Source organism: Segatella hominis, from assembly GCF_004535825.1.
In the GTDB taxonomy this organism is placed as follows: Bacteria; Bacteroidota; Bacteroidia; order Bacteroidales; family Bacteroidaceae; genus Prevotella; species Prevotella hominis.
The window spans coordinates 25,375-47,796 of sequence record NZ_SGVY01000010.1 but is presented as its reverse complement, the minus strand read 5'-3'; the positions used below and the strand labels follow the sequence as shown (position 1 = coordinate 47,796).

At 45.0% G+C, this 22,422-nt stretch carries 30 protein-coding genes; 9 read left to right on the top strand and 21 right to left on the bottom strand.

Translation table 11 applies throughout. The annotated features are described in order from the left end of the window. Positions 1-4: 4 nt before the first annotated feature. The 12 genes from EXN75_RS05545 to EXN75_RS05495 form a co-directional block, all read right to left on the bottom strand. Complete coding sequence (locus EXN75_RS05545; RefSeq protein WP_134843081.1) at positions 5-5,023, bottom strand: tape measure protein; 5,019 nt, start codon at positions 5,021-5,023, stop codon at positions 5-7. A gap of 10 nt (positions 5,024-5,033) precedes the next feature. Beyond that, positions 5,034-5,186 carry a hypothetical protein gene (locus EXN75_RS17610; protein ID WP_167639460.1) on the bottom strand — a complete coding sequence of 51 codons (153 nt, stop codon included), beginning with the start codon at positions 5,184-5,186 and terminating at the stop codon, positions 5,034-5,036. A 68-nt stretch (positions 5,187-5,254) separates the two neighbouring features. After that, positions 5,255-5,788 (bottom strand): hypothetical protein, encoded by a 534-nt coding sequence (locus tag EXN75_RS05540; protein WP_246031303.1) that lies wholly within the window; start codon positions 5,786-5,788, stop codon positions 5,255-5,257. 249 nt (positions 5,789-6,037) lie between these two features. Continuing rightward, positions 6,038-6,535, bottom strand: a complete 498-nt coding sequence (locus EXN75_RS05535; RefSeq protein ID WP_134843079.1) for a hypothetical protein — start codon at positions 6,533-6,535, stop codon at positions 6,038-6,040. A gap of 17 nt (positions 6,536-6,552) precedes the next feature. After that, positions 6,553-6,972, bottom strand: a complete 420-nt coding sequence (locus EXN75_RS05530; protein WP_134843078.1) for a hypothetical protein — start codon at positions 6,970-6,972, stop codon at positions 6,553-6,555. Continuing rightward, entirely contained in the window at positions 6,969-7,340 is a 372-nt protein-coding gene (locus tag EXN75_RS05525) for a hypothetical protein (protein WP_246031302.1), read from the bottom strand. The genes EXN75_RS05530 and EXN75_RS05525 overlap by 4 nt, the downstream gene beginning before the upstream one ends. A gap of 89 nt (positions 7,341-7,429) precedes the next feature. Next, positions 7,430-7,753: a hypothetical protein gene (locus EXN75_RS05520; protein ID WP_246031301.1), complete on the bottom strand. Its 324-nt coding sequence runs from the start codon at positions 7,751-7,753 to the stop codon at positions 7,430-7,432. A gap of 3 nt (positions 7,754-7,756) precedes the next feature. Next, positions 7,757-8,095, bottom strand: a complete 339-nt coding sequence (locus EXN75_RS05515) for a DUF6706 family protein (protein WP_134843075.1) — start codon at positions 8,093-8,095, stop codon at positions 7,757-7,759. Positions 8,096-8,101: 6 nt separating this feature from the next. Beyond that, on the bottom strand, positions 8,102-8,461 hold the full coding sequence (locus EXN75_RS05510) for a hypothetical protein (protein WP_134843074.1): 360 nt from the start codon (positions 8,459-8,461) through the stop codon (positions 8,102-8,104). Positions 8,462-8,472: 11 nt separating this feature from the next. After that, on the bottom strand, positions 8,473-9,696 hold the full coding sequence (locus tag EXN75_RS05505) for a hypothetical protein (protein WP_134843073.1): 1,224 nt from the start codon (positions 9,694-9,696) through the stop codon (positions 8,473-8,475). 26 nt (positions 9,697-9,722) lie between these two features. Next, the gene (locus EXN75_RS05500; RefSeq protein WP_134843072.1) at positions 9,723-10,352 is read right to left on the bottom strand and encodes a hypothetical protein; all 630 of its coding nucleotides are present in this window, start codon (positions 10,350-10,352) and stop codon (positions 9,723-9,725) included. Positions 10,353-10,364: 12 nt separating this feature from the next. Then, on the bottom strand, positions 10,365-10,994 hold the full coding sequence (locus tag EXN75_RS05495) for a hypothetical protein (protein ID WP_134843071.1): 630 nt from the start codon (positions 10,992-10,994) through the stop codon (positions 10,365-10,367). Between the two features lie 254 nt (positions 10,995-11,248). On the opposite strand from EXN75_RS05495, the gene EXN75_RS05490 reads away from it, so the two are divergent. The 9 genes from EXN75_RS05490 (at position 11,249) to EXN75_RS05450 (ending at position 14,916) form a co-directional block, all read left to right on the top strand. Next, positions 11,249-11,608: a hypothetical protein gene (locus EXN75_RS05490; protein ID WP_134843070.1), complete on the top strand. Its 360-nt coding sequence runs from the start codon at positions 11,249-11,251 to the stop codon at positions 11,606-11,608. Positions 11,609-11,614: 6 nt separating this feature from the next. After that, positions 11,615-12,028 (top strand): hypothetical protein, encoded by a 414-nt coding sequence (locus EXN75_RS05485; protein WP_134843069.1) that lies wholly within the window; start codon positions 11,615-11,617, stop codon positions 12,026-12,028. Continuing rightward, positions 12,006-12,266: a hypothetical protein gene (locus EXN75_RS05480; protein WP_134843068.1), complete on the top strand. Its 261-nt coding sequence runs from the start codon at positions 12,006-12,008 to the stop codon at positions 12,264-12,266. Before EXN75_RS05485 ends, EXN75_RS05480 begins: the two co-directional genes overlap by 23 nt. Before the next feature lie 12 nt (positions 12,267-12,278). After that, positions 12,279-12,536 (top strand): hypothetical protein, encoded by a 258-nt coding sequence (locus EXN75_RS05475; protein ID WP_134843067.1) that lies wholly within the window; start codon positions 12,279-12,281, stop codon positions 12,534-12,536. Between the two features lie 61 nt (positions 12,537-12,597). Beyond that, positions 12,598-12,894 (top strand): hypothetical protein, encoded by a 297-nt coding sequence (locus EXN75_RS05470; protein ID WP_134843066.1) that lies wholly within the window; start codon positions 12,598-12,600, stop codon positions 12,892-12,894. 144 nt (positions 12,895-13,038) lie between these two features. Next, a complete protein-coding gene (locus EXN75_RS05465) occupies positions 13,039-13,380 on the top strand; it encodes a hypothetical protein (protein ID WP_134843065.1) in 342 nt (113 codons plus the stop codon). A 27-nt stretch (positions 13,381-13,407) separates the two neighbouring features. Further along, entirely contained in the window at positions 13,408-13,962 is a 555-nt protein-coding gene (locus EXN75_RS05460) for a hypothetical protein (RefSeq protein WP_134843064.1), read from the top strand. Between the two features lie 37 nt (positions 13,963-13,999). Then, positions 14,000-14,680 carry a hypothetical protein gene (locus EXN75_RS05455; protein ID WP_134843063.1) on the top strand — a complete coding sequence of 227 codons (681 nt, stop codon included), beginning with the start codon at positions 14,000-14,002 and terminating at the stop codon, positions 14,678-14,680. Between the two features lie 2 nt (positions 14,681-14,682). Further along, positions 14,683-14,916 (top strand): hypothetical protein, encoded by a 234-nt coding sequence (locus tag EXN75_RS05450; protein WP_134843062.1) that lies wholly within the window; start codon positions 14,683-14,685, stop codon positions 14,914-14,916. 120 nt (positions 14,917-15,036) lie between these two features. Here EXN75_RS05450 and EXN75_RS05445 read toward each other — a convergent pair whose 3' ends face one another. The 9 genes from EXN75_RS05445 to EXN75_RS05405 form a co-directional block, all read right to left on the bottom strand. Further along, positions 15,037-16,170: a structural protein gene (locus tag EXN75_RS05445; protein ID WP_134843061.1), complete on the bottom strand. Its 1,134-nt coding sequence runs from the start codon at positions 16,168-16,170 to the stop codon at positions 15,037-15,039. Further along, the gene (locus tag EXN75_RS05440; protein WP_134843060.1) at positions 16,167-16,349 is read right to left on the bottom strand and encodes a hypothetical protein; all 183 of its coding nucleotides are present in this window, start codon (positions 16,347-16,349) and stop codon (positions 16,167-16,169) included. The genes EXN75_RS05445 and EXN75_RS05440 overlap by 4 nt, the downstream gene beginning before the upstream one ends. A gap of 3 nt (positions 16,350-16,352) precedes the next feature. Next, positions 16,353-17,777 carry a phage portal protein gene (locus tag EXN75_RS05435; RefSeq protein WP_134843059.1) on the bottom strand — a complete coding sequence of 475 codons (1,425 nt, stop codon included), beginning with the start codon at positions 17,775-17,777 and terminating at the stop codon, positions 16,353-16,355. A gap of 16 nt (positions 17,778-17,793) precedes the next feature. After that, positions 17,794-19,233, bottom strand: coding sequence for a phage terminase large subunit (terL, locus tag EXN75_RS05430; RefSeq protein WP_246031300.1), 1,440 nt, complete (start codon positions 19,231-19,233; stop codon positions 17,794-17,796). A gap of 19 nt (positions 19,234-19,252) precedes the next feature. Next, positions 19,253-19,768 (bottom strand): hypothetical protein, encoded by a 516-nt coding sequence (locus EXN75_RS05425; RefSeq protein WP_134843057.1) that lies wholly within the window; start codon positions 19,766-19,768, stop codon positions 19,253-19,255. A gap of 141 nt (positions 19,769-19,909) precedes the next feature. Continuing rightward, the gene (locus tag EXN75_RS05420) at positions 19,910-20,140 is read right to left on the bottom strand and encodes a hypothetical protein (RefSeq protein WP_134843056.1); all 231 of its coding nucleotides are present in this window, start codon (positions 20,138-20,140) and stop codon (positions 19,910-19,912) included. A 55-nt stretch (positions 20,141-20,195) separates the two neighbouring features. After that, positions 20,196-20,810: a hypothetical protein gene (locus EXN75_RS05415; protein WP_134843055.1), complete on the bottom strand. Its 615-nt coding sequence runs from the start codon at positions 20,808-20,810 to the stop codon at positions 20,196-20,198. Between the two features lie 21 nt (positions 20,811-20,831). Beyond that, complete coding sequence (locus EXN75_RS05410; protein WP_246031299.1) at positions 20,832-21,935, bottom strand: DUF4417 domain-containing protein; 1,104 nt, start codon at positions 21,933-21,935, stop codon at positions 20,832-20,834. Beyond that, positions 21,932-22,369: a hypothetical protein gene (locus tag EXN75_RS05405; RefSeq protein ID WP_134843054.1), complete on the bottom strand. Its 438-nt coding sequence runs from the start codon at positions 22,367-22,369 to the stop codon at positions 21,932-21,934. Before EXN75_RS05405 ends, EXN75_RS05410 begins: the two co-directional genes overlap by 4 nt. Positions 22,370-22,422 lie beyond the last annotated feature (53 nt).

The window sequence follows — 22,422 nt, the reverse complement described above, 5'->3', positions numbered from 1 at the left end:
TGTTTTAGGCGATCCCCTGTGATAGGAGAGAGCCGTTATTTTGAAGTTTTTTAAAATCGTTTCTTAAGCCTACCATTTCCTGGTGGATCAGTTCTGTATTGTGAGCTGTCTGAGCCTGGTAGATCAGCTGGTTTCTGGCTACCTCTGTAAGATCTGCCAGATTGATGTTGGTTGCATTCATTGCACCAGCGATCTTTGAGCCTGTTTCCTCAGAGAGTGAAGCCACGGCTCCCTCCAGGGAACTCTTATTCAGAACATCATCTGCTGTTTTAAATTGCTCATTGATCTTCTGAGCCGCATCCGTTGCGCCCTGGATGATGCTGTTCTTAAGGGAATCAAGTGCCCCCTGTTCCTTGTCTGTGATCGTAGTGCCACCATCAGAACCATCCTTCATGGCATCAGCCCACATATTGTACCACTTCTGCAGTTGATCTTTATACTGGGCTTTATACATCTGCTTGATCAAAGATTTGCGCATCATATCAGAGAAATTATTAGATAGGTTCTGTAGCATAGTCTTTGCATCTGAATCCATATCCGTAAGCATATCCAGGAAATCATCGCCAACAGAATCAAAGTCCACACCAGTAATGCCTTCATTCAGAGTTTTAAGAAGCTCATCCTGGGCATCCTTGACACCTACAAGATCATTCAAGTAGTCTTGTGTGTCCGAATCCAGTTTAGCGAAGAAAAGAGGTGCTTGCTCCTTCAAAGTCATTATCTGTTCGATAGTGAGATCAAACAAGCCAGTCATACGACCACTTTTAATGCTGTTCAAGATCTGCTGTGTGATGTTGTTCTCCTTAGCCCATTCATCCAGCTGTCCCCAGGCTTCTGAACTCATATTCTCTCGCTGCTTAACACCATGAGAGGCTTTTGATCCAATACCCAGGAATCCTTTGCTGGCTCCAGAGTTAAGGTAGTCCTTACCCATCTGTCTTGCAGCATCGGCTTGCTTGTCATACAGGCTCTTTGCATACTCGTATGAGTTCTGTGCGTTCTTGACATCCAGAGTGGAAACAAGTTCCTTTTGCTTGTCGATCACATCATTCAGAACCTGGATATAGCTCTTATACATTTCCTTTGCCTTCTGATAAGCCGCTTCACCATCATCATCTGAGAAGATGGAAATGATCTTGCCGGCTATCTGGTAAGCTGACGAAATGATAGTGAGGATCACGGATGCTTTCTCCAGAGTGCTGATCGCCTTGGATGAAGCGTTTGCCGCAGTCTCGAAGCCCTGGATGGAAGCCATCGTTACAGATCCGATCTGACCGATCAGAGAAACAACCTCACCAACAGTGCCACCGATCGTAGAACCAACTTGATCCAGGTTGTCACACAGCTCCTTGATGGAACCAGTAACGCTTTTCTCAGCTGCCTGGTACTGTCTGTTCTTCTTGATCTGCTTATCCTTTGCCTGTCTGAGGTTTTCAAGTGCAGCCTTTTCCTCTTTGGATCCCTTACCGAATTTAGTCTGTGCCTGGGTAACTCGCAGCTCTGCCTGTCTCAGTTCCTCATCGGCTGTTTTAAGATCCTCCTTAGCCTTCTTAAGGGCAGAGAAAGGGTTTCTGTTGTTGATCTCATCAGTAAGTTCCTGGATGGTGCTTGTGTACTCCCTCAGATCTTCTGGGTTCAAGCTCTCAGCCGCTGTTTGCTTGGCACTCTCAAACTCTTGCTTCAACTTCTCCAGGGTTTCTGTTGAAACATCATTCAAGTTCTCAAATGCCTTGATGTAGTCTGGATCTGCCTTAAGCTGTTCAAGATCTACAGCCATAATAGATTTTCCCTTAGCCGCTGTAGCCTGTGCTATGGCTCCAGTTAGCTTATCCACCTCATCGGTGTTGCCTGTAGCCTTTGCCTTGGTTCGCTTCTTCTCCAGGAGTGAAATATCCGCATCAAACTCCTTTTCGATAGCCAGTCGCTTCTGGGTGTAGTCCTGGTATTGCTCTACCATTTTAGCCACCTCTTGATCTGCTGCCTTCTGCTTATCCTCCAGGAATATTGCACCCTGGAGCTTATCTTCTGGGTTCAAGCCGTAGCCTCCATTACTCAGCTTATCCTTGGCATCAGCTATGGCCTGGAGTTTTTCATCCAGGCTTGAAGCCTTGGAGATTGCAGCCTCCACACTATCCTTGAAGGCATCCATAGCAGACTTAACTCCCATCAGCTCATCCCTCTGAACCATAAGGGAATTAAGATCGCTGTTTTCCTCATCCGATAAACCACGCTTAGCCTTTGCTTCCTTAAGAGCATTGATGTGTCCGTTCACCCATGCCAGGAAGGATGTACCAGACTTGATCAGATCAGCGAATTTCTTATCAGCTACATCCTTGCCCAGGTTCTGCTGCCACTGGTAGTATAGTTCATACTGCTTACGCTTGTAAGCCATGATCTCATCAAAGGTTTTCTTCTCTGTAGTGTTGCTGCCACCGCCAGTGTGACCGCCTCCACCTCCACCAGAGCCGCCTTTGTCTCCAGTGAGTGCTGTGAGCCTTGACTGGGCTTCCTGTAGCTCCTTCTGCTTATTTGCGATATATTCTGCCAGGTTATTCTGCTTGACCTTTCCAGATCTGGCATTCTTGATTTCCTGGTTTAATCTGGCGATCTGTGATCGAACACTGGCTACTTGCTGTCCGTAAGTCTGGATCTTCTTAGTACCATTATCTGTAGCAACAGTAGTGGTTCTGATCTCAGTCTTTAGTTCTTCGATCGTAGCGTTTGTTTCTGCCAGATCCTTTTTTGTCTGGTTCAATTTGCTATGTGCATCACCAGATTCCTTGGCTCCCACGATAGGTGTAGGAATGAAAGCACCAGCGTTGTTATATAGTGTCGTTCTTGATGTATCAGCATTCTTAGCATCCTTTTCTTGCTTCTTCTGCTGCTTTTCAAGCTGTCTTTTCTTTTTGTATGCTGCCTCCAGATCCTCTTGTGCCGCCTTAAGTTTGATCTGCTTTTCAAGCTGTGTAAGATAGGCTGTGATAGCTGCCGTATTCTCATTGATGATCTTACCTTCCTTGGATAGCTCAGCGTTATATCCAGGGATGATCGCTTTCAGCTGTCCGATCAGTTCTATCTTCTTGGAGTTTGATAGGTTCTCATCATGGATCTGTGCTTCCAGGGCATCAATCTTTGCAGCCTGGGCATTGAACTCATCAGATGCTTTTCTGGTGTGCTCAGTGAGCTGCTGGGTTACAGTGTCCGTTTCTTCCTCAGATCCTTTGAGCATTTCAAAAGCTGAATAAGCGATACCAGCCAGAGTGATGATCCATCCCAGAGGATTCGCCTTAAATGCCTTCCAGAGGTTCTTCACAGCGAGAGTGAAGGTATTTGTAGCCGCTGTAGCTGTACCAGTGACCACTACCTGGGCTTCCTTAGCCGCATTGTCTGCCGCTGTTGCCGCTGTAGATGCTTTGCTGGCTGTTGTCTCCAGGTTCTTCTTCTCTGTATAGAACTGGGTCTGTGCTGCCAGAGCTGCCTTTCTGCTGGCTGCTGCCTGGTCTTGCGCTGTAGCCAGACGTTTCTGTGCGGTTTCGATCTTGGTAGCATCCCCACTTTTCTCAGCCCAGTAAACTTCGTACTTAGCCGCCTCCACACTCTGAGCGGATGCTATAGCCGCATTCTTGGCTGCTTCCAGCTTGGCATAGGATGCTTTTACTTCGGCTCTCTGCTGTTCCAGCGTTGCCTCCGTTGCCTTGCGCTTAGCCAGTACCTCTTTCTCCAGAGCCGCACGATATGTGGCACTCTTGGCATTCAGCTCTGTTTTCTGGAGTGACATCTTCTGTTCTACAGAGAGCACTCCCATAGCTGCTGCCTCATACCTCTGGCTGGATGTAGTGAGGTTCAAGTTAGATAAGTATTGCTTCTGTTCTGTAGTAAGGAGAGCCGTAATAGCCTGGATCCTCAGAGTTTTCTTAAGGTTCGCCTGTTCCTCAGCCGTAAGCTCTGCCTGGAGAGAAGCCACGTGTGCCTTCTCTGCCGCTGTCATTGCCGCTGTCTGTGCTGCTACCTCACCTGTTAGTGTAGCTCTGACCTTAAGAAGGGCGATCTTGCTCTGTTCTACAGTATTGTTGATAAGTGCAACACCAGTGAAGCCCTTTGTGGCGATAGTATTCAAGACGAGTGCAGCCCTGTACGATCCATAGGCGATCGCTACAGCCTTCACCATCTTCAATATATCTTCCAGGTGCTCCAGGAAGTACCCAGCCGCATTGATGGCTCCAGCAAAAAGATCCTGGTTCTGTTCTCCCAGGTGATCCTGTACTTGATCCCAGGTATCTCCCAGGTTGGAGATCATACCAGTAAGGGATTTCGATTGCTTCTCCATCAGATTATAGAACTGACCACCCTCATCCGTGAGCTTGTTAAGAACCTTCTGAACGTCTGGGAAGCCGATCTTACCGGCAGATACCATATTGTTAATCTCATCCGCTGTAACACCATACATCTTTGCCAGCTCCTTCACAAGCGGAATGCCTCGACCAGTGAACTGCCTTACATCCGCAGCATACAAGCGACCTTGAACCATCGTAGTACCATACAGGTACACAATATCATTAAGAGGCAAAGACAAACCAGAGGCTATGTTACCCAGTCTCACCAGGGTATCATTTACCTTATCAGCACTCTCACCGTATGCCAGGAGCTGTTTAGCACCGTTAGCAACACCATCCAGATCAAACGGTGTCTTAGCGGCTGTTTCCTCCATCTGTCGCATCAGTTCATGTGCCTTGCTCTTGGAACCCAGCATAGTTTCAAAAGCGATCTCCAGCTGTTGAAACTGACCTCTTACCTGTACGATAGACGTAAGCAAGTTCGTCATGCCTTGACCTACCAGGTAAGAAGTAATATAGGCAGCACCATTCTTAGCAAAGGTTAAGAGTGACTGATCCATTTCAGCCGCCTTAGCCGCTGTAGTATCAGAGAGCTGCTTAACTCTTGCGTTCATTGCGTCAGCCGACACATTGAAGTCCTTTATATCAAGCGTTGCCGCAAACGCTAAACCACCGTTAATATTATCCATAACTTATAACTTACATGAAGTTTTTAATGAAATTCTTAATATCATCCTTGGATTTCAGCTCGTTAGTGGTAACATTCTGTTCTTTCACCTCATCCTCATCCAGACACCTTGGGGCATCTGCCAGGATCATCTGAACGTTCACCCAGGATATTTGCCATTGCAAATAGTCTAAAGTCCAACCATAGTTTTTACAGATCTCACCTCTGTTTCCCCAGGCAGAATTTAAACCGATTACTCTACTCGATTTTGCTTTGGCTTTGTTGGTTGTGGAAGTTCCACGATTGATCGAATAGAGTTCGTAAAACCCACGGTGTTCATCATCTGGGAAATGATAGAAACAAGTCGTGACAGGGTGTTTACAGTAAGGTGCTCGATAAAGAATGCCTGGAGTTCCTTCACATCCTCATTCTCTGGATCCGTCACCCTCTTGTCGTTGATCACAGCCATTGCAGCGATCTTAGCCATTGTCGGGATATACTTAAACAGCTTCTTGCTCTCAGCTCCTGGAGCGACCTGGATCTTTTCCTCATCAAACTCTATGTTAAGATATTCGGCTCTGATCCTGTCGATCGTACCCAGATAGAGAGGCTTAACATAGAACCTTCTGAGGTACACCGTTTGCATATTCTGGCGATCGGCTTCTGGAATATCCTCTATACTAACATCCCAGTCTTTCGGGAAACGATCATCATGCCAGATGATCTGGTGGTTAGGGAAGTGGCGATTCCACCAGCTGATCCTCTTTGGCTGTGTCTTGATCTCCATCTTCAAAGGAACGCTGAACTTAACACCCATATCAAGGAGTGCCTGGATCGCCTTTTCCTCGATCGCTAGCTTTTGCTCCCTGGTAAGCTCTTTCTTCTTGTTTTCTTCACTCATAGCTTTTTGTGTTTATATATGCTAAAACAGAAACGCATTCTGTTAAAACTGTGTTAATAAAATAGAGAAAGCCCCCCATCCTGGGGATAGGAGGCTTTACACCGTGTAGTCATGAAACATCTTTTCTTACATCCCTTATTTAGCACCAGGGATAGTAAGATCCTCAGAATAAACAATAGGGTAGGTAGGTGTGGCTGTCACATCTTCCAGAGAGATACCCTTAGAGGAATAAGTGGTATTCTTAAGTGCAGAAATGCTTGCACAGGAAATGTGAAGCGCATCACCAGCAGTAGGAAGGACGATCAGAGCCATTTCGATATTCTGTGCCACCTCTGGCTCAGTATATGTTTTCTTTGATTCATCATACTTACCACCCTCGAAGTCCGCACGGATCGCCTTGGATGGATCCATGATAGAGAAAACAAGCTCGTTTCCTTCCTTGGATACCTGGTTGATCTTCTTGTTAGAAGTCTCGCTCTTGTGTGTGGTTGTGGTAGGATCCTTATCCTTGAAGGAACAAGTGTCCTGGTACACATCCACTGGCTTGAAGCCTGTAGTAGGCATTTGGGTTGGGTCTGCCTTATTGATAGGCGCATAATAGAGTGCCTTAATACCCATTGTTGATAAAATCATAGTTCTATAATTTTAAATTACTTGTTATGTCTAATATAGATCTCCAGGTAAACAGGAAAGAAGTGCTCATCTTTATCTTGCTCCTTAGTGGCTGGATCCAGGTGTGAGATCACCCAGTTATATCCTTCCTCAGCATTATAGTAGCTGTTCAGAGCCTCGATCGTTGCAGTCCTTATCTCCATCAACCTGGGGAAATTAATATCATACAGGATGGATCCATCTTTCTTCTTGCGCTTGATGTCGGGAACGTGGATATTTACAACTATAGAACCGGCACAAAGATCACTGGATCCCTCGCTACCTTTAGAAAGGATGATCACATCCTCTTTTGTGAAGTCGTGCCTGGTGTAGCCCACCGAGCCTGTTAGCTTCACGGCTTTCAGTTTCTCTTTGAGTAACTGGTAAACCTTGATCTGAATATCTTCAACTGTAATCATAAAGAAATTCCAAATTGTTCCTTTGCCTTCATAGATGCCTCCAGCTTGATCCTCTGGATAACGGCTGGCATTTCTGCCTTTGCCTTCAATTCCGCTGGCATAATGACGTTATAGCCTTTCGCCTCCACATAGGAAGCGTATTCCATACCAGCGATAATGATCAGAGCAAACTGGTGGTTTATCCGATCCATCATTTCCTGGAGCACCTGGAGTGAGGCAGCTTTTGCCTCGCTGGATCCCATCATGCCGCCTGTGTTGATGATCTTACCACCCTTAACAACCGCATACCCTATGGAGTTTGTAAGGTTGCCAGTCCGATCAGTGTAGCTGTGCATTTCCTTAGCGTACTTTGCAAGTTTCTCTCCCATGTATGAGAAATAGTACACTGTAGCGTTTTCAACACGCTCCTGGAACTCTCTTACAGCTTCTGGTATTAGGTTGTAACCAGAAACGTATTTTATCCCCATATCTCCAGATATTTTCTGTTAGCGTTATCTATGCCTTGTACGGTAAAAGATTCGGTGCTTCCATCCTCAAACGTTACCTCTACCTCAGAGCCTATCGTAATGTTCCCCTCAAAGCTCTTATCTATGAATACATCATAGGTGTAGAAGAAGGCTTGACCATCAGCCGATCTGTAGCTGGATGCTGGAATAGATTTATCTATCTGGCATTCCATACCTTCCTCCCAGATAGGTTCTGAGCCAGTAATGAAGCCAGTATCCTCATCCTTCTCACCACCAGCCAGGGCTGTGCATCTGAATGTTCCGTTACACCTCATAATTTACCAAAGGTTTGATCCATCCTCCACTGTGGGCACATCCAGGTACTCATCAGCATCCAGATCATTCTCAGAGCACAGCCCTTTGATACGATCCTCCAGCTTATCCACTGAATAGCCCTGGGATGATTTGCCCAAACTGTCGCTGGTTAGCACGATCAGCTTCTTCAATACATAGATTGCAGCTATTGCGATCTTGCTCTTTTCCTCTGGCTTGTAGTCACCATCTACATCCTCTGAGGAAAAACCAGCATCCAGTAGGGCTTTTATCATCGTGGGCTGTGAAACAGAATAAGGCTCCAGTTCACCAGAGAGAGCCTGTTTGTTTGTTAATGCGCCCATGAGAGATTACTTATTAAGTTCTGCTTCCAGAGCCTCGATCTGATCAGAAGCGAGAGAAGCGACCTTGTTATTTACACCGTTGAAACCAGCGTTAGCATTTACAGCGGCTCCAATAACAGAAAGGGCTTCCTTGACCTTATTCAGATCATACTCTGTACCATTTACACACACAGTAGTAGGGTTGCCTCCCTTGTTGTCGGATTCTGTCTCAACAGAAACAAGCTCTACAGCACCCTTGCTGATACACAAATTCAACCTGGCAGTATCATTCTCAATAATGAGAGTGTCACCAGGATTGAGAAGGTTCCCAGTGATCTTGTCACGGAAAACCTTCTTTACCTTAGTTACGAATTTAATCTTTCCCATATATAAATATGTTAGAGAGTTTCGATTGTGCCATACTCAGATCGTGTGACGAACGATTTAGTATCAAGGTTTGCGCCCTCGATCGTCTGCTCCTTGAAACCACGAACCTGTACGCAAACGATCTCACCAATACGAGTGATCAACGGAAGCAAACGACCAGATCCCTGTGTGTACTCAGCTGCTGTTTGTCCTGTAGATTCTCCTGTGCGCCACTTAGCGATACGGATACCATTACCAGCGTTGATGTAGTCCACATCCTTTTCCTCCATCAGCTGGTTATCCTCGATCGCTGGCTGGATCTCAGCCACCTTGCCCTCTGGCTTGATACAGATGAAGTTATGATCCCAAGGATCAAGTGTCTTGCGCTTACCATCCTTATCAATTCCCATTCTGCGCTTAACCACAGTAATGTTAGGGATCTCGTTTTCTGTCAGCTCTGTTTCAAGCTCAGACTTTGTAACAGTCTGATCCTTCTTGTCTGATCCGTGAACAAGCAAACGTGTTGCTGGGTTCATGCGCAACCAGTAATAAAGATCCTGGCTCATCAAGATCTCGCCTGGCTCGATACCACGATTTCGGAGACTTGAACAAATTGCAGCGAGTGTGAGGATAGGCGATACCTTGCCAGCCTTAACATTCTCATCAGTCCAATTATAGACTGAAATAAGTTTGTTTTCCTCATCCATGCAATAGTCGATCTCAAACTTACGACCGCCTGGGTTGTTTACCTCTGGCTCAAACTGAGCCACACCATCGTTACTGAATGCCTGGAGCAAGATGAAGTCCATAACATCCTTGACACCAAGATAAGCATCCTCCATAGATGCGTGAAGTGTCTTTTCGATAGCCTTAACCTTAGCCGTATCAGAGATATGAGGATTCTCATACACCTCCATCATCTTACGATACTCCTTAGCAGTCATAGGGAACTTGTGTCCCACACGTGGGATCTCCTTAGTCCATGTGTCGAAGCCATCGGCACGTCTGAGAGGTGTAGGAGATTCATCACCAAGCAGTGTAGCCATGAAACGGATGTGGTACTTTCCGATCACACCCTCGGCTGTGAGTGACAGCTGAGGTGTGTTCCATTCGCACCATGTGTCACAGTACATCTTCTGGAAGATTGTAGCCTCGTTCTGGCTAGCCTTATCGAAGGTTTTCCTCCAGGTAGCCAGGAGATCCAGAGGCTTACCGTCTTTCACAAGATCCGTAAAATCATTAAATATTGATCTCATAATAAGTCGTACTTAAATTTTAAATGTTAATAACTCTGTGTGAGAAGAACGTTGGCATTACCCTTCAATGCTCTACCATCAGCAGACTTCTGGGAAGCTGGGATAGGTGGCACACGTCTCTCAAACATTCTGTAATTAAGTGTATGATCACATACATCTACCTGTGATTCATCCTGGCGAACATCTGTGTCAGCGATAAGGACAGCGTTAGCTGTGCCGATCTCAGCGGCATTATCACCAGACTTAACAACCTCCTGGATGATGTTATCAGCAGCCAAACCACTGATAGCAGCAGAAAGAGTGATCTCACATGAGTTTGGAGTTTTCACTACCTTAGTGATAGTAACCGCACTCGCCCAGGTTCCAGAGATAGCTCCAGCCTTAGCAACACGATCGCCTTCACAGAAGATAGGCTCATAGAACTCATCAACATACAGGGTAACGGTTGTACCCTTGACAGCCAAAACCTTTGCAGTCTTTACTACCTTAACTGTGCGCTTCTGTTCATCATAGATAGCCAGTGTTCCAGCTGGGATCACGTCACCAACACGGAAATTCTGGCTTGTCTTATCCAGATTGAAGCCACCAGGCACGATAGTAGGAGAGCCTGTAAAAATCGGTCTTGAACCTACGAAAGATGCTTTTGTTCCTTTCATAATAACCTTTTTTTATTCAACAGTGATACTTTTGAGCAAGGCATCAGCAGCTTCATCTACTTGCTGTTCCGTTGCTGTCTTGTTTTTCTGTTCTCCCTCAGAAGTAAGTCCCTCAGTAATGAAATCCTGTTTGAAAGCCTTAACGGTCTCCTCAATATCCTCATCATCCCCGATAGACTTTGCAAGTCGATCACGGAACTTAGCTGGGATCTTGTGGTTCTCCATCGCTTCCTTGATAAGTTTCTGGCGATCCTTGGTCTTGCCATCGACCTCGAATTGATCCATACGCTTTTCAAGTTTCTTAAGAAGCTCCAAAACCTGGTTATCGGTATTTTGTGGTGGATCTTGGTCACCGTCTGGATCATCATCATCACCTTCACCATCCTTGTTGGCTGGCTTCTGCTTCTTCTGATCCTTTTTGTTCTTTGGATCCTTCTTGTTGTTCGCCCACCTTGCAGCCTCTGACTGAGTACTAACAGCCACTTGCTTAATCTGGTTTGCTACTTTGCCGATCGCCTCCTCATCAGTCGAATCATCTTCAATACTTCCACCGATAGCTTCGGTTAAAGCCTTAAGACACTCCTCTGACAAGCCAGTGTCTTTGCACTGATCTTTAACTTTTGAAAAGAGTAACTTGTTCATATTGATACTTTAATTTGTTTAAACACCGCAAAGATAGGAAAATTTTCTAATATGCGTATAACATACGCATAATATTTTTATTTTTATAACATTAAGATATTCAGCGTTTTATGCACACTTGATAGAAAACAGATCAAAAATAAATAGAAAATAAATCTAAAGATGTTTGGTGTATTCAATAAAAAACACTATCTTTGCACCTGTGTTTCAGATACACACATCAAATGCAAGTTTAATTTTTAAATTATTACATCATGTTAAGATCAGAATTTGAACAAAGAGTTAATTACAAGGTGACAGAAGAAGAATTTAAGTCCATCAATGAAATGTATATGGATACAGATCTGGATAAGGATGATTTCTGTTTGCTCTATAAAACCTCTAAGGTTATCACCCAGAAGGTGGCATACGTTGCACGTGAGAAAAAACAGCTCAGAGAGGAAAAGATCCAGTTAGGCTACTTTATGGCAGATCAGTTCCAGAAACTGGGTACTATGGAACTCCGTAATAAGGCTGTGGAACTTCTGGGAGCACGCAATTATCTTCTTTATGTACTAGAGAAGAAATATGCTATTACAGATGAGGATCGTGATCTAATAACAAGTTTAATCTAGTTAGTTATGGGAGATCTTAAGAACGAATTACAGAAGATGCTGGAAGAACTGGAGCTTCGCAAGAAGAAGCTCAGTTCTCTTGATTTCAAGCAAAATCAGTATGTGGTACTATTCAAGCCAGTTAAGGGTGAAGGCGATCTGTACGGTGTGACAAAGAAGCCTCTTAACAAGATCAGTTCAGACATCCAGGATGTTCTTCCTGTTCCTGGTCTGGAGATCATCAAGGTTATGGGCTATACAGAGGCTCTGCTGCAAGCAAGCAAGTATAGCACCATCCAGGTAGGAGATACCACATACAAGTCGTTTGTTATGGCTCTGTGGGGATATGTTCCAGAGCTTGCTGGGAAACTGGAAGCTGCCATATACCACATCAAGGAACTACAGAAACAGTTATCCTATGAGGTTTGCTCTGAGAAATAAAGACAAGCTGGTGAATGCTTTTGGCATAGAAGCGCACCAGCTTCTTTTAGATAGCTTGAAAGACTATGCCAGGAACCATGAGGATGTTTCTGTGTCTGGTTCCTTACCAGGTGAACGATCTTACCAGGTTTTTCTTGTGCCCAGCTTGAAAGGCACAGGAGATCGTTTCAAGTTTGCCATCATCAAGAAGGTGTATGACGTGTACCACGTTGCTTTTGTGGAACACATGAAGAACTAAAAAGCTACAGCCATGTTTATAATTACAGATAGAGCTGTGTTCGCTCCAGATGAGGATCACAGCAACGAGTTTAGGAATGAGTACTATACTGAGGTGGATCTTACCACTCTGGTGATCTCTGAGGATCTTACCATGCGCCCTGCTTACTACCAGGTATTCAGAGAGTATAAGGAGAATAAGAGGATCCTTCGTGAATGGCTGTATGCCAGCTCTGAGTTAAGCAAGATAAAATCATTCATTAATAAATATTTGAGCCATGCCAAAAATTAGGTATATCAAAAATGAGTTTCGCTTTGGGATCACAGAGTATAAAACACCGTGTCCCTTTGGTATGCGTGATCGCTATGCACTCCAGGTGTATGAGGTTGCCAGCCGTATGTGTAAGGATTGCCCTCACTTCGTGAAGGATGATCAGTTTAATTCAGTCTTGACCTGTAACTACCAGGAGAAGCAAGAGCACCAGGAGAAAAACGTTTTCGATGCTGCCGATCTCAGAAAGTCTGTGAAGGAGCTACAGGAGTATGGTGTGAAAGCCGAATCCATCCTTAAGAAATCGGCACGATCAGCCGCCAGAAAGAAGAAGGCTGCAAAGCCTGGAGGCAGAAAGAAGAAAGGAGGTGCTGGATGATCAGAGGAAGATGGAGCCTACCAGGTAAGGCTTTCCAGCTATCCACCATGATAGCGATCATAGCCTGTTTTAATAAGTCGTTTCGTGCTGGGATCCTATGTGTGTTCCTGGTGTTAGTATTAATATCCATATACAACAAAGAAAATGAAAAAGAAGAAGATCAGAAATAGAAAGGGTTCTTTTATGGTTGAGCCTAAAGACTACAGATGTAGCTTAAGCAAGTTAGCCCTGGAGAGAAAGAACGATTATCTGGTGGCTGTTACCATGCGTGATAAGGATGCCAGAGAGATCAAGAGTGCTATGTTTTATCCAGATGCTTCCTGTGTCCTGTTGGTGATCGGTAACTACAAGAAGGCTCCTTATACATACAAGTTCCAGGAGATCAGAGATCGCAAAGTTACCAGAGTGAAGAATATGTCTCTGGCAAAGTTCAAGTATCTCCTGGGTCTCTTTTTTGGAACACCCTATATCACCTTCAAGAAGTAATGTGTAACTTAATTCATAGATAAAATGATGGATAGACAACAAGCAATGACAGAGGCAGAAGGTTATATCGAAAGAATGAACCTCAAAGCCCTTAGCGAGAAGGATAATGATCAGCTCGGCAATATCGTTAAAGAAGCCTATATGTCTGGAATGAATACCAGCCAGAGAGCTATCTTTGATCATGTGGATGCCACACTCTCCATGATAACAAAGATCGCAAGAAGCCTGGGAGTTTCCACCAGAAAGATATTTGATCTCTATCTGGAAGTAGGAAAGAAAGGCTTTCTTTCCAAGAAGGTTGCAAGACAGTATGCAAGTTTAGGTTTTCCTGTTTTCAGCGAGATCTCTCTGAATACGGATGTTTCTGTAGAGGAAGTGAATCAAGCGATCATAGATGAGAAGATCAGCGTTTCACAGGTGGAGAAAGCCTTAGCCTCTTTCTTAGAGAAGGGTGCTGGACGAAAATCACCATGCGACAACTGTCGTGACTTTTACGATAACGAATATGGCAGCTGTGCCTTTGGCTGTTCCAAGTTACGAGAGTTTGAAGGTCGTGAACCTGACTACGATCTTTTGGGATGATCCAGAATTAAAGTAATAGAATTAAATAAATAGAGTTATGCAAGACAATAACACAAACGGCTACATGATGCCAAACCTGGTAAACAAGAAGCTCCAGAAGGAGGTTTTACCAGCCAGAGAGTTCACACTGAGTGAAATGCTCAGTAAGTTCACACCAGAGGAAGCTCTGAAAATCGCATACCTTCCAATAGTACTGACACAGGCTGCATTCCGTTTCGCCACAGCTGTAGCAAATGAATGTGCCCAGAGACAGCTTGACTATAAGAAGCCTGTGAGAGAGATCAGAGCACACACTAAGGAATACATCCGTAACATCATAGGTGGCGATAAGGCAGATCTTATCAACAGCCTGGAAAGCCAGGTGTGCGCCTTTCTGGGTAAGGCTGGCAATGATGTTCAAACGCTGTACTTCTGCATCAATACTGAGCTGAAAAAGGAGTATCCATACTTGAAAGAATATAACTTGCTCACGAACATCTATATCTGCCAGGCTCTGTGTACCTATGTGAGAGAAAAGGAAATGCACTATGATCAGCTTATCAGAATGCGTTTGTCCGCTCCTTACCACAGCACCGTCAATAAGGATGCCCTGGCTGTATGCAAGGCACTCCAGGAGATCGCTGGTAACTATAAGATCTCCATCCACACAAGGATCATCAACACAGCTGTTAAGGTGATCGGTATCAAGATCGACAATATGAATTTTAATTGTGATTAAATATGGCAAAGGAAAGAAGCATCATCCACGTTCACCTGGATAAGCCATACCTGGGTGAAACTGACTGGTATTTCGGATCGGTATCAGCGATCTACGACACGATCCCTACAGAGGTGATCGGAGTGAAGGCAAAGAGCACCTGGGGAAGGTTCAAAGGCAATACCTACAGATCCAGGTTCGCCACGATCAAGCGTGGAACCTTGCACACTAAGAAATCTAAGAGAGGAAGGTTTTAGCCATCCTCTGAGCTACATAAATGATAAAAGGGATCCCAGAAATGAGATCCCTTTCTCTGTTTCCATGTTTCACAACAGAGCAACAAAATAACGTTTAACTAAATTTTATGTACGAAAAAACTAAGAAGCCTTTTTGAAATATCGCTCATTATCCTTGATCCAGTATGGTAGCGTTCCCTTCTTCTTTGAAGCCTGGTAGCGTTCCCAGTTCTGATCAAGCCAGGTAGTGAAGCACTGAGGCATTTTCTTGATCTCGTTGTCGGAATCGACCAGCTTACTACTCTTGTTTTCCATGAGCTTACCGATCATATCCTGGATCTCATATTCAGCCGCCAGTACTGGAACCATGTAACACCTACAGTTAGGATGCCATCCAGTCCACTTGAAATCTTTGGGATAGAAGCCAGCGAGATCATCACATATATCTGGGTATGGATGGTTATTGCTCACCTTGATCTCACAGCCCACAACAAAATCAAACGTCTGCCATCGGTTGTAATCAGCCGTTCTGTAGGCGATATTCGTTTCTGTTCTGGCTAGTCTCTGGGCATTCCTGGCAGATGATCTGTACACACCCATACCAGGATGGTACTTCCTGGGATCCTCATTCACCCACTGATACAAGCCAGTCTTGCGGTCATAGATGCGCCTTTTCCAGATCCTTCCATAGATCGGGTTTCCGTTCTCATCCTCACCAGTCTTAACTCGGAATCTCCTGTAGAACCGATCTGGCTCATTCAGAAGATGCTTGATCCTGGCTGCAAGACTGTTGGCTGCTGTTCCTTCTCCCAGAGCCAGGTCTATAGTGTCCTGGAGTTCCTGTTTGAATAAGCCCACATACATCCACACTCGCTGTGACAGGTTCATTCCGTTATTCTTCCTGGTGAAGAAGGCATCCAGAGCTTCCATGTTTCGGTGGAAGAACTTAGCGTAATGGTTATCCTCTATAGATCTGGCTCCAAAGATCGCCTTAACCAGGTTGTCATTATCCTTATTCGCCTTATTAAACTCAAAGGTAATATCCTTGCGGTATTCCTGGTATAGCTGGGAATACATATTTCGGAACACTGGAGTAACATCTTCGCTGTATCCGTAATCTGTGAAGTTGAAAGGCTTATCATCTTCCAGATCACACTCCTTGATGATCTCTATGATCCGATCAAAGGCTCCCCGGTAGATAGTCTTGATCCTGGAGGCATACGTATTCGTGCGCTCGATCATAGATCTATGTAGAAGTTCATAATCTATTTTCATGCCTTTTTCATTTTGAAGTGATTGCAATAATCGTGGAAAAGGAAAACAGCCCACTCACTATAAGGACAGCGACCCATAAAGAGCACTCCCTTAACGCTCATTTCGTGGTGATCATAGCAATGAGCACAGTCTATGCAATGCACATCGCTAAAGATCACATCTGGTTTCTTCTTTGCCATCCCTTAGTCTGCTGGTTGGAAAACGTCTTGCCTGTTCATTTCTGCTTGCTGCTTCAAACTTTCCTCTCTCTCATCCTTGATCAAGCCCAGCTCCTTCTTGGCATTCTTAACCAGGTAGGAAAGTTCCAGGGTTGTCTGGAGTGACAGAGCACCAGCACCGAACATCTTAAGCACATCTGTAAGCACATCGCTTGAATCCTCGCCAAATGGTTGCTGGAAGGTATGTGTAACCACCAGCTTCTTGTATTCCTCAGCATGAGCATAATCTAGCACATTAGCGAGAATAGCTAGCATAAGGTGTGCGTGACGGTTCATGTAGCCATCGTGCTTCTCCTTGTGTCGTTCTGCCTTCACCTCTGCCAGGAGGAACACCTTCACGATCGCCTTAGCTGACAGGTTGCCCAGGTTCTTCATAGAATCCAGGTTGATCTGAGGTGTGAAGGAGAAGTTCATAATCTTGTTATCAAGCCTCTGGTACTGCTTTTCCTTAGCATCAGAGCTTTGATCCCAGGATAAGTATTTCAGTTCACCACCGTTCTTAAGCACAAAGAGCTTCGCTTCTTCTTCTTCCTTTGGAAGGTTATTCAGAATGTCTGCTGTTGCTACCAGGGCTGGGTTCGCAAAACGATCCACAACATCAGCATCAACACTCTCCATGTTCTCGACACGCTCGATCATCGGCTGCACTGAAGCTGCCTCTGGTTTCTGCTCCAGAAGAAGCACAGGGATCTTGCCGATCTGGTTGTTTCTTTTGTTCACATTCCAGCCTACTGAACCTCTCTGGCACTCATAGATCGTATCGTCTGTGTAGATGTCTATATGATGTACGGTGTGCCCTCCAGCCTCAGTAACGTAATAGCCCCAGGCAAAAGCCGTAAGCCTTCCATACTGATCCTTGATGGTGTAGATCTCATCATCCTCATCCTTGCACAGGCACTTAAGAAGGAGCCTTGGCTTACCTTCACGATCCTTATACACATGATAGAGGATGGCAGAAGTTCCCTCAGCACCAGCGGCACGTTTCGCCTCTCGGATGATGGAATCAAAACGGCATTCCTCATTCAGCTTGGTATAAGCATCAAAGGCAAAATCTGTGTTCTCTGTGTATTGCGCCCAGAGCACAGGCTTACCATAGAGGAAAACCAGGGATACCTCGTTGATATACTCCTGGTATGGCTGGGGGATCTTCCAGCGTTTTCTCCATCTGAGGAAATTACCCTTCTTGTCAAATACGGCTTTATCCTTGCGATCCATGATCTTGTGTGATCCGATCTTGTAATCTTTGAGGTTCTTTGCCGCTACCTCGCTCCAGTCGGTCATTAAGCCTACGGCTCTGGTTATATCACCAGCCTCCAGGAGTTCATCGAAAGACTGCTTGTAGCCTACAGCCGCCTTGATGTTGTTTGTTATGCTTGAAAAAATACCCATAGTTATGTAATTTTGATTATATATCTAAGACTGGCAGACGATCCTCTATATCATCTGGTATCTCCACCTCATCATTAATGAGATAGTCTATAGCGTAATTAGTAACATCGACCCACTCATCATGTGCCACAGCTGGGAACTTGGTGACTTGCTCCAGATAGTTCTCGTTCCATTCACCTTCTACCAGGAACACACGTCCACACTCGATCTTTGCGCTGTTCGCTTGCGCTCTCACCTCCTTGGAATCAACCGGTGAAGGAGTTTTCACCACATTCAGATCTGTTTGATCCTGGAGCTGATCCACTACAGAGATACCATTTGCTTTAGGCTCTATTCTGATCGTGGATGATTTCGTGTATCCATGTGCCTTCTCATATTCTGGGATCCAGCGTATCAGCTCTGGAAAGTTCTTATATACGGAAATAGCATCCGTGATATACATATAGTTTCCTATGCGGCACGCTGCAATCTGACCAGAAGGGTCATTCCCACTATTCTTTGTGTATGCTGTATCCATGAAGAAGTGGATGATCACATCCTTATTCTTGATGCCCAGGAACTCTGGAACTGAGATCTTACGGAACCAGTCACGCTTCCAGATAGTACCTCCAGCCACAGAAGGATGCTGCTGATAGAGAGCTGTGAAGGTTCTTAGTGATTTCCTTTCCATCGCCCTCAGTCGCTCCAGAGAGTGCCTTTCCTCCCAGAGTGCTTCACCAGGCTTACGTGGATCCTCTTGGCTTGGCTCATCCTCCTTGATCGCTGGGATGGATAAAACCTCCCATTCGCCAGGTTCCTTCTTAAGGATCTTGCCAGCCAGATCATCTTCATGCCATCTGGTCATAATAAGGAGCTGCTTGGATCCGTTATGCAAACGAGTAGAAAGAACGTCTGTGTACCAGTCCCAGACACGCTGCCTGTACGTATCAGAATAAGCCTCGATCTTATCCTTTACAGGATCGTCAATAATAGCTATATCGGCTGGTGTACCAGTTAAAGATCCAGTAACACCCACAGCCTTATAGAAGCCACGTGAAAGAGTATCGAAGTAGTCCACATCACGCTTCAAACCTCCACCACCTCTTTTCGGGATCTGGGTATCTGGAAACAGCTCCTGGTATTCCTTGCTATCCATCGTTAGCTGGATGGATCTGGAGAAACTTTCTGCCAGGGTGGAGCTGTAGGAACACTCCACGATCTTCAAAGATGGATCCCTTCCAAATGCCCAGGCTGGAAACCTACGTGATACGATCTCACTCTTTCCATGCTGAGGTGGCACAAAGATCATCAGCTTCTGGATCTTGCCTTCCAGGAGTGCCTGGCACTTATCAGCTATAAGCGTATGGAACCACTGCCTCTGGTAGGAAGGCATAGTATAGTTAAGGAAGATCGCCAGCCTATCCTGTGCAGCCCTCCTATACTGGAGCCTCTTAAGCTCCAGCTTTCTTTTTAACATTGCCTTCTTATCCATATTACTAACTATTTAAATCGGTGTCGATCTTGTCGATCTCTGCCTGTATATCTTCATCTGAAAGATCATCATCGGATGCTTGCGCCTGGATGATGTTGTTATCAATAGGCTGTGTAGCCTTACCCCAAAGAAATTCTATGCACCAGCGTAACGTGTCGCTCTTGCCAGCATTCGTCTCCTTGGTTATTGCGCTGGTAAGAGAAAGATAGAGCTGCCACACGGAATCTGTTGCCTTGATCCCTGGTGGAACCTCGCCAGCCTTAAGTTTCTGCTGGATCTCCTTAAGATCCTGTCCCATCTTATTGTTAAGGATCATCGTGTTTCTGGGATCTCCTGTAAGTACCAGCTTGATCACGTCACAGATCTGTTCACGGCTCAGATCACCCAGCACAGAAGAAGAAACGTCCACACCGTACTCCTTTTTGAGCACAGTGAAGATCTTTGGTTTGCGCCTGTTCTTAGGCTGGTAATCGGATGAAAACTCCTTTCCCCTATGTTCACCTTTCTGTATTCTTCCCATAACCTTTAATGTCGTTTTGCCATCGTTTCGTTTTTTAGGACAAATGTGTACCAAATACACACATTACCCATAAAAAGAAAATCTGATAGTAGCAAAATACACATCAGATTTCCTGGATTTATATAAAAGTAAAATGGCACACTATTTAGCTGCCTCTGCCTCCTGTTGCTGGTTGTACTTGTCATATACCCACAGCACCAGATCATCAAACTCATCATCTGGATATTCATCCAGAAGTTCCTCAGCCTTGTTAATCACGCTATCCAGGTTCTTCTGATCCTCTGGATTTTCTGGTGAATAAGTGTTGATCTCATCATTCTTGTAAGCCTCGATCGTCTTGATCTCTGCCTCTGTTAATTGAATCTTTTTCATAATTTCTTGCTTTTTGTTGTTTGTTACTGGAATATTCTATCTCGTTGCCCTTTGGTTAGAGCTTGTATTTCTTGATGATGCCACGCACAGCACGTGTATATCTGTCCTGGTCTCCACGTACTGCCTTAGCTGAGGTTTCAGCCCAAAACTCATTGATGTTGGTCTTGGCATACTGACCATAGCCCTTCTTCTTGCGATCACGTGTCCAGGCATTGTAGAGCTTCTTCACCGCTGGTGTTGCAGCCTTTGCATTTGCGCTGTCCAGATGATTGTTCCAGGTAGCGTGTGCAAGCTCATGGATCACGGTGTGCTGAACTGGCTTCTTGGTCTTTGTGTGCCAGCCATCCTTCATGCCTTGCTTTTGCATTGTCTCGATCTTAGCTTTTGGAAGATCGAAATACTTAGAGTTAAGGATGATCTGACCGCTCTTGCCTCCGATTGTAGCATGAACACCCAGAACTCCATTTTCCATCGTGCCCACACGAACATCCTTCTGGCGAACACCTAACATGGTGTGATACCTGGAAATGCCTTCCTTCAACTCCTTATATACGGCTTTGTCCTTAACGGTAACAAGATCACGTAAGCCAGTGATCTTTCCCTTGTAGTTTACATCGCCTCTGCCTTTTGGTGTTCCTCCAGAGGTAACACCGCCACTGTTTCTTCCCATATTTAAACGAATTTTTATAGTTTATATTTTCTTTGCGTTGATAAAATCAGAGAGATAGAGGATGCCTTTCTTCTGGCAGAACTCCTGGATCTCTGTACCACCTCCATAAACCACCAGGTTTGGAACCTCCAGCCCAGAAATACGCTGTGCCACCTCCAGATCGCTCTTAAGGCTTTCCAGCCATCCATCGCATCCCCTGGTGAAAAATGCGTTATATCCTTCGGGAATACCTAGCATATTGTACTCGATAAACTTGTGAGCCACATTCAGATCAGCGTAAACCTTGATACCCAGCTCCTGGCAGTAACGAGCCAGCCAGCGTTTCTTGTAGATCAGAGAGATACCATAGGCGATCGGTGTTTGATCGTGACAGCTACAGTTAGGTTCCACTATAGACTGAACTCCAGAGTTAATGAGGTTTGTCGGATCCTTGAAAAGTTTCTCGAACCTGTAATCATCCACATAGAAGTGATATGTGTTCACGTCTTTCCTCAGTCTGCTGTTCGCTCCCCAGGGTGTTATTGGAAGAACCACCCTACCAGCCTCCATTTCCTTCAATAGAGTAGGGATCTCGAACTTATTGTTAGAAGGGAAAAGAACATCATCCAGCATCTTCTGTTCCTGTGTAGGCTCATCTGGGAAATCTTCTTCCTCTGGATCCTCACCAGATCCTTCTGGATCGGTCTCAGCCTTCTGTTTCTTCTTACCCTTCTTTTTCTTAGGTTGATCATCATCCGTACCAGGAAGGATCAAGCCCATAAATTCAAAATCAAGATCCTGGAAGTGTGGATCCGTATCTAGAACGGTCTGATCCCATTCTCCATTTGAGATATTATCCCTGGTGATAAGATCAACTCGCTCATCATCTGTTAGCTCAGAGTAGAAAACAGCTGGAACCTCCTTAAGTTTGAGCTTCTTTGCAGCCTTCACTCTCTGGTTTCCGCACAGAACAAAGTTCTTGCCATCCTGTACCTCTATAGCCAGAGGACGGTGCTTCCAGAAACCATTTATCTTTATGCTATCAATAAGCCGATCAAAGTCTGCCTTCTTGATCTTACGTGGGTTGTAAGGAAGAAGGGAAACCTCGCTCAGCTTAATGTATGTAAGTTCACTTGTTACCATCATTTATCAGATTTATCATCCTCATCATCACCAGAATCTTCTGGATCCTTGAAACTCTCACTCTCTGGAAGCTGATGCTCATCGTCTGGGATAGCAAACATCCACTTTGCAAACAGATAGATGGGGATCAGACGATATAGCTTGCGGTTCTTGATGTAAACCAGCTTCACGTTGTCCTCTCTGGTGATAGCAAAGAACCTTCCTCTATATCCGACTGGGATCTTAACCTTCTCGTAGATGTAGAAGCGATCAGAGGCTATCTTATTGATGGTAGCTGTACGGTTGTAAGAGCCGTTAATGTAAATGTGGATCTTATCGCCTTCCTTAGCGTAAGATCGTGGAAAGAGCCAGACAACCAGGAGAGCACCCCACAGATAGAGTGAGGTGCTGACCAGAAGTCCAACTATTAAACATAATATGATAGAAAATGAGCACATAATTATACGTATTTATTCCGTTGCAAATATACAAAAATTATCCGATATATGCG

Coding starts and splice junctions, on each gene's coding strand:
- EXN75_RS05440 (WP_134843060.1), bottom strand. CDS start 16,349: ATGGCAAAGAAGAAACCAGATGTGATCTTTAGCGATGTGCATTGCATA.
- EXN75_RS05525 (WP_246031302.1), bottom strand. CDS start 7,340: ATGGGAGAGAAACTTGCAAAGTACGCTAAGGAAATGCACAGCTACACT.
- terL (WP_246031300.1), bottom strand. CDS start 19,233: ATGTTAAAAAGAAAGCTGGAGCTTAAGAGGCTCCAGTATAGGAGGGCT.
- EXN75_RS05485 (WP_134843069.1), top strand. CDS start 11,615: ATGGGAGATCTTAAGAACGAATTACAGAAGATGCTGGAAGAACTGGAG.
- EXN75_RS05460 (WP_134843064.1), top strand. CDS start 13,408: ATGGATAGACAACAAGCAATGACAGAGGCAGAAGGTTATATCGAAAGA.
- EXN75_RS05540 (WP_246031303.1), bottom strand. CDS start 5,788: ATGGAGATCAAGACACAGCCAAAGAGGATCAGCTGGTGGAATCGCCAC.
- EXN75_RS05435 (WP_134843059.1), bottom strand. CDS start 17,777: ATGGGTATTTTTTCAAGCATAACAAACAACATCAAGGCGGCTGTAGGC.
- EXN75_RS05445 (WP_134843061.1), bottom strand. CDS start 16,170: ATGAAAATAGATTATGAACTTCTACATAGATCTATGATCGAGCGCACG.
- EXN75_RS05420 (WP_134843056.1), bottom strand. CDS start 20,140: ATGAAAAAGATTCAATTAACAGAGGCAGAGATCAAGACGATCGAGGCT.
- EXN75_RS05510 (WP_134843074.1), bottom strand. CDS start 8,461: ATGGGAAAGATTAAATTCGTAACTAAGGTAAAGAAGGTTTTCCGTGAC.
- EXN75_RS05410 (WP_246031299.1), bottom strand. CDS start 21,935: ATGATGGTAACAAGTGAACTTACATACATTAAGCTGAGCGAGGTTTCC.
- EXN75_RS05545 (WP_134843081.1), bottom strand. CDS start 5,023: ATGGATAATATTAACGGTGGTTTAGCGTTTGCGGCAACGCTTGATATA.
- EXN75_RS05480 (WP_134843068.1), top strand. CDS start 12,006: ATGAGGTTTGCTCTGAGAAATAAAGACAAGCTGGTGAATGCTTTTGGC.
- EXN75_RS05470 (WP_134843066.1), top strand. CDS start 12,598: ATGCGTGATCGCTATGCACTCCAGGTGTATGAGGTTGCCAGCCGTATG.
- EXN75_RS05415 (WP_134843055.1), bottom strand. CDS start 20,810: ATGGGAAGAAACAGTGGCGGTGTTACCTCTGGAGGAACACCAAAAGGC.
- EXN75_RS05450 (WP_134843062.1), top strand. CDS start 14,683: ATGGCAAAGGAAAGAAGCATCATCCACGTTCACCTGGATAAGCCATAC.
- EXN75_RS05515 (WP_134843075.1), bottom strand. CDS start 8,095: ATGGGCGCATTAACAAACAAACAGGCTCTCTCTGGTGAACTGGAGCCT.
- EXN75_RS05475 (WP_134843067.1), top strand. CDS start 12,279: ATGTTTATAATTACAGATAGAGCTGTGTTCGCTCCAGATGAGGATCAC.
- EXN75_RS05495 (WP_134843071.1), bottom strand. CDS start 10,994: ATGAACAAGTTACTCTTTTCAAAAGTTAAAGATCAGTGCAAAGACACT.
- EXN75_RS05500 (WP_134843072.1), bottom strand. CDS start 10,352: ATGAAAGGAACAAAAGCATCTTTCGTAGGTTCAAGACCGATTTTTACA.
- EXN75_RS05490 (WP_134843070.1), top strand. CDS start 11,249: ATGTTAAGATCAGAATTTGAACAAAGAGTTAATTACAAGGTGACAGAA.
- EXN75_RS05530 (WP_134843078.1), bottom strand. CDS start 6,972: ATGATTACAGTTGAAGATATTCAGATCAAGGTTTACCAGTTACTCAAA.
- EXN75_RS05405 (WP_134843054.1), bottom strand. CDS start 22,369: ATGTGCTCATTTTCTATCATATTATGTTTAATAGTTGGACTTCTGGTC.
- EXN75_RS05505 (WP_134843073.1), bottom strand. CDS start 9,696: ATGAGATCAATATTTAATGATTTTACGGATCTTGTGAAAGACGGTAAG.
- EXN75_RS05425 (WP_134843057.1), bottom strand. CDS start 19,768: ATGGGAAGAATACAGAAAGGTGAACATAGGGGAAAGGAGTTTTCATCC.
- EXN75_RS05535 (WP_134843079.1), bottom strand. CDS start 6,535: ATGATTTTATCAACAATGGGTATTAAGGCACTCTATTATGCGCCTATC.
- EXN75_RS05520 (WP_246031301.1), bottom strand. CDS start 7,753: ATGAGGTGTAACGGAACATTCAGATGCACAGCCCTGGCTGGTGGTGAG.
- EXN75_RS05455 (WP_134843063.1), top strand. CDS start 14,000: ATGCAAGACAATAACACAAACGGCTACATGATGCCAAACCTGGTAAAC.
- EXN75_RS05465 (WP_134843065.1), top strand. CDS start 13,039: ATGAAAAAGAAGAAGATCAGAAATAGAAAGGGTTCTTTTATGGTTGAG.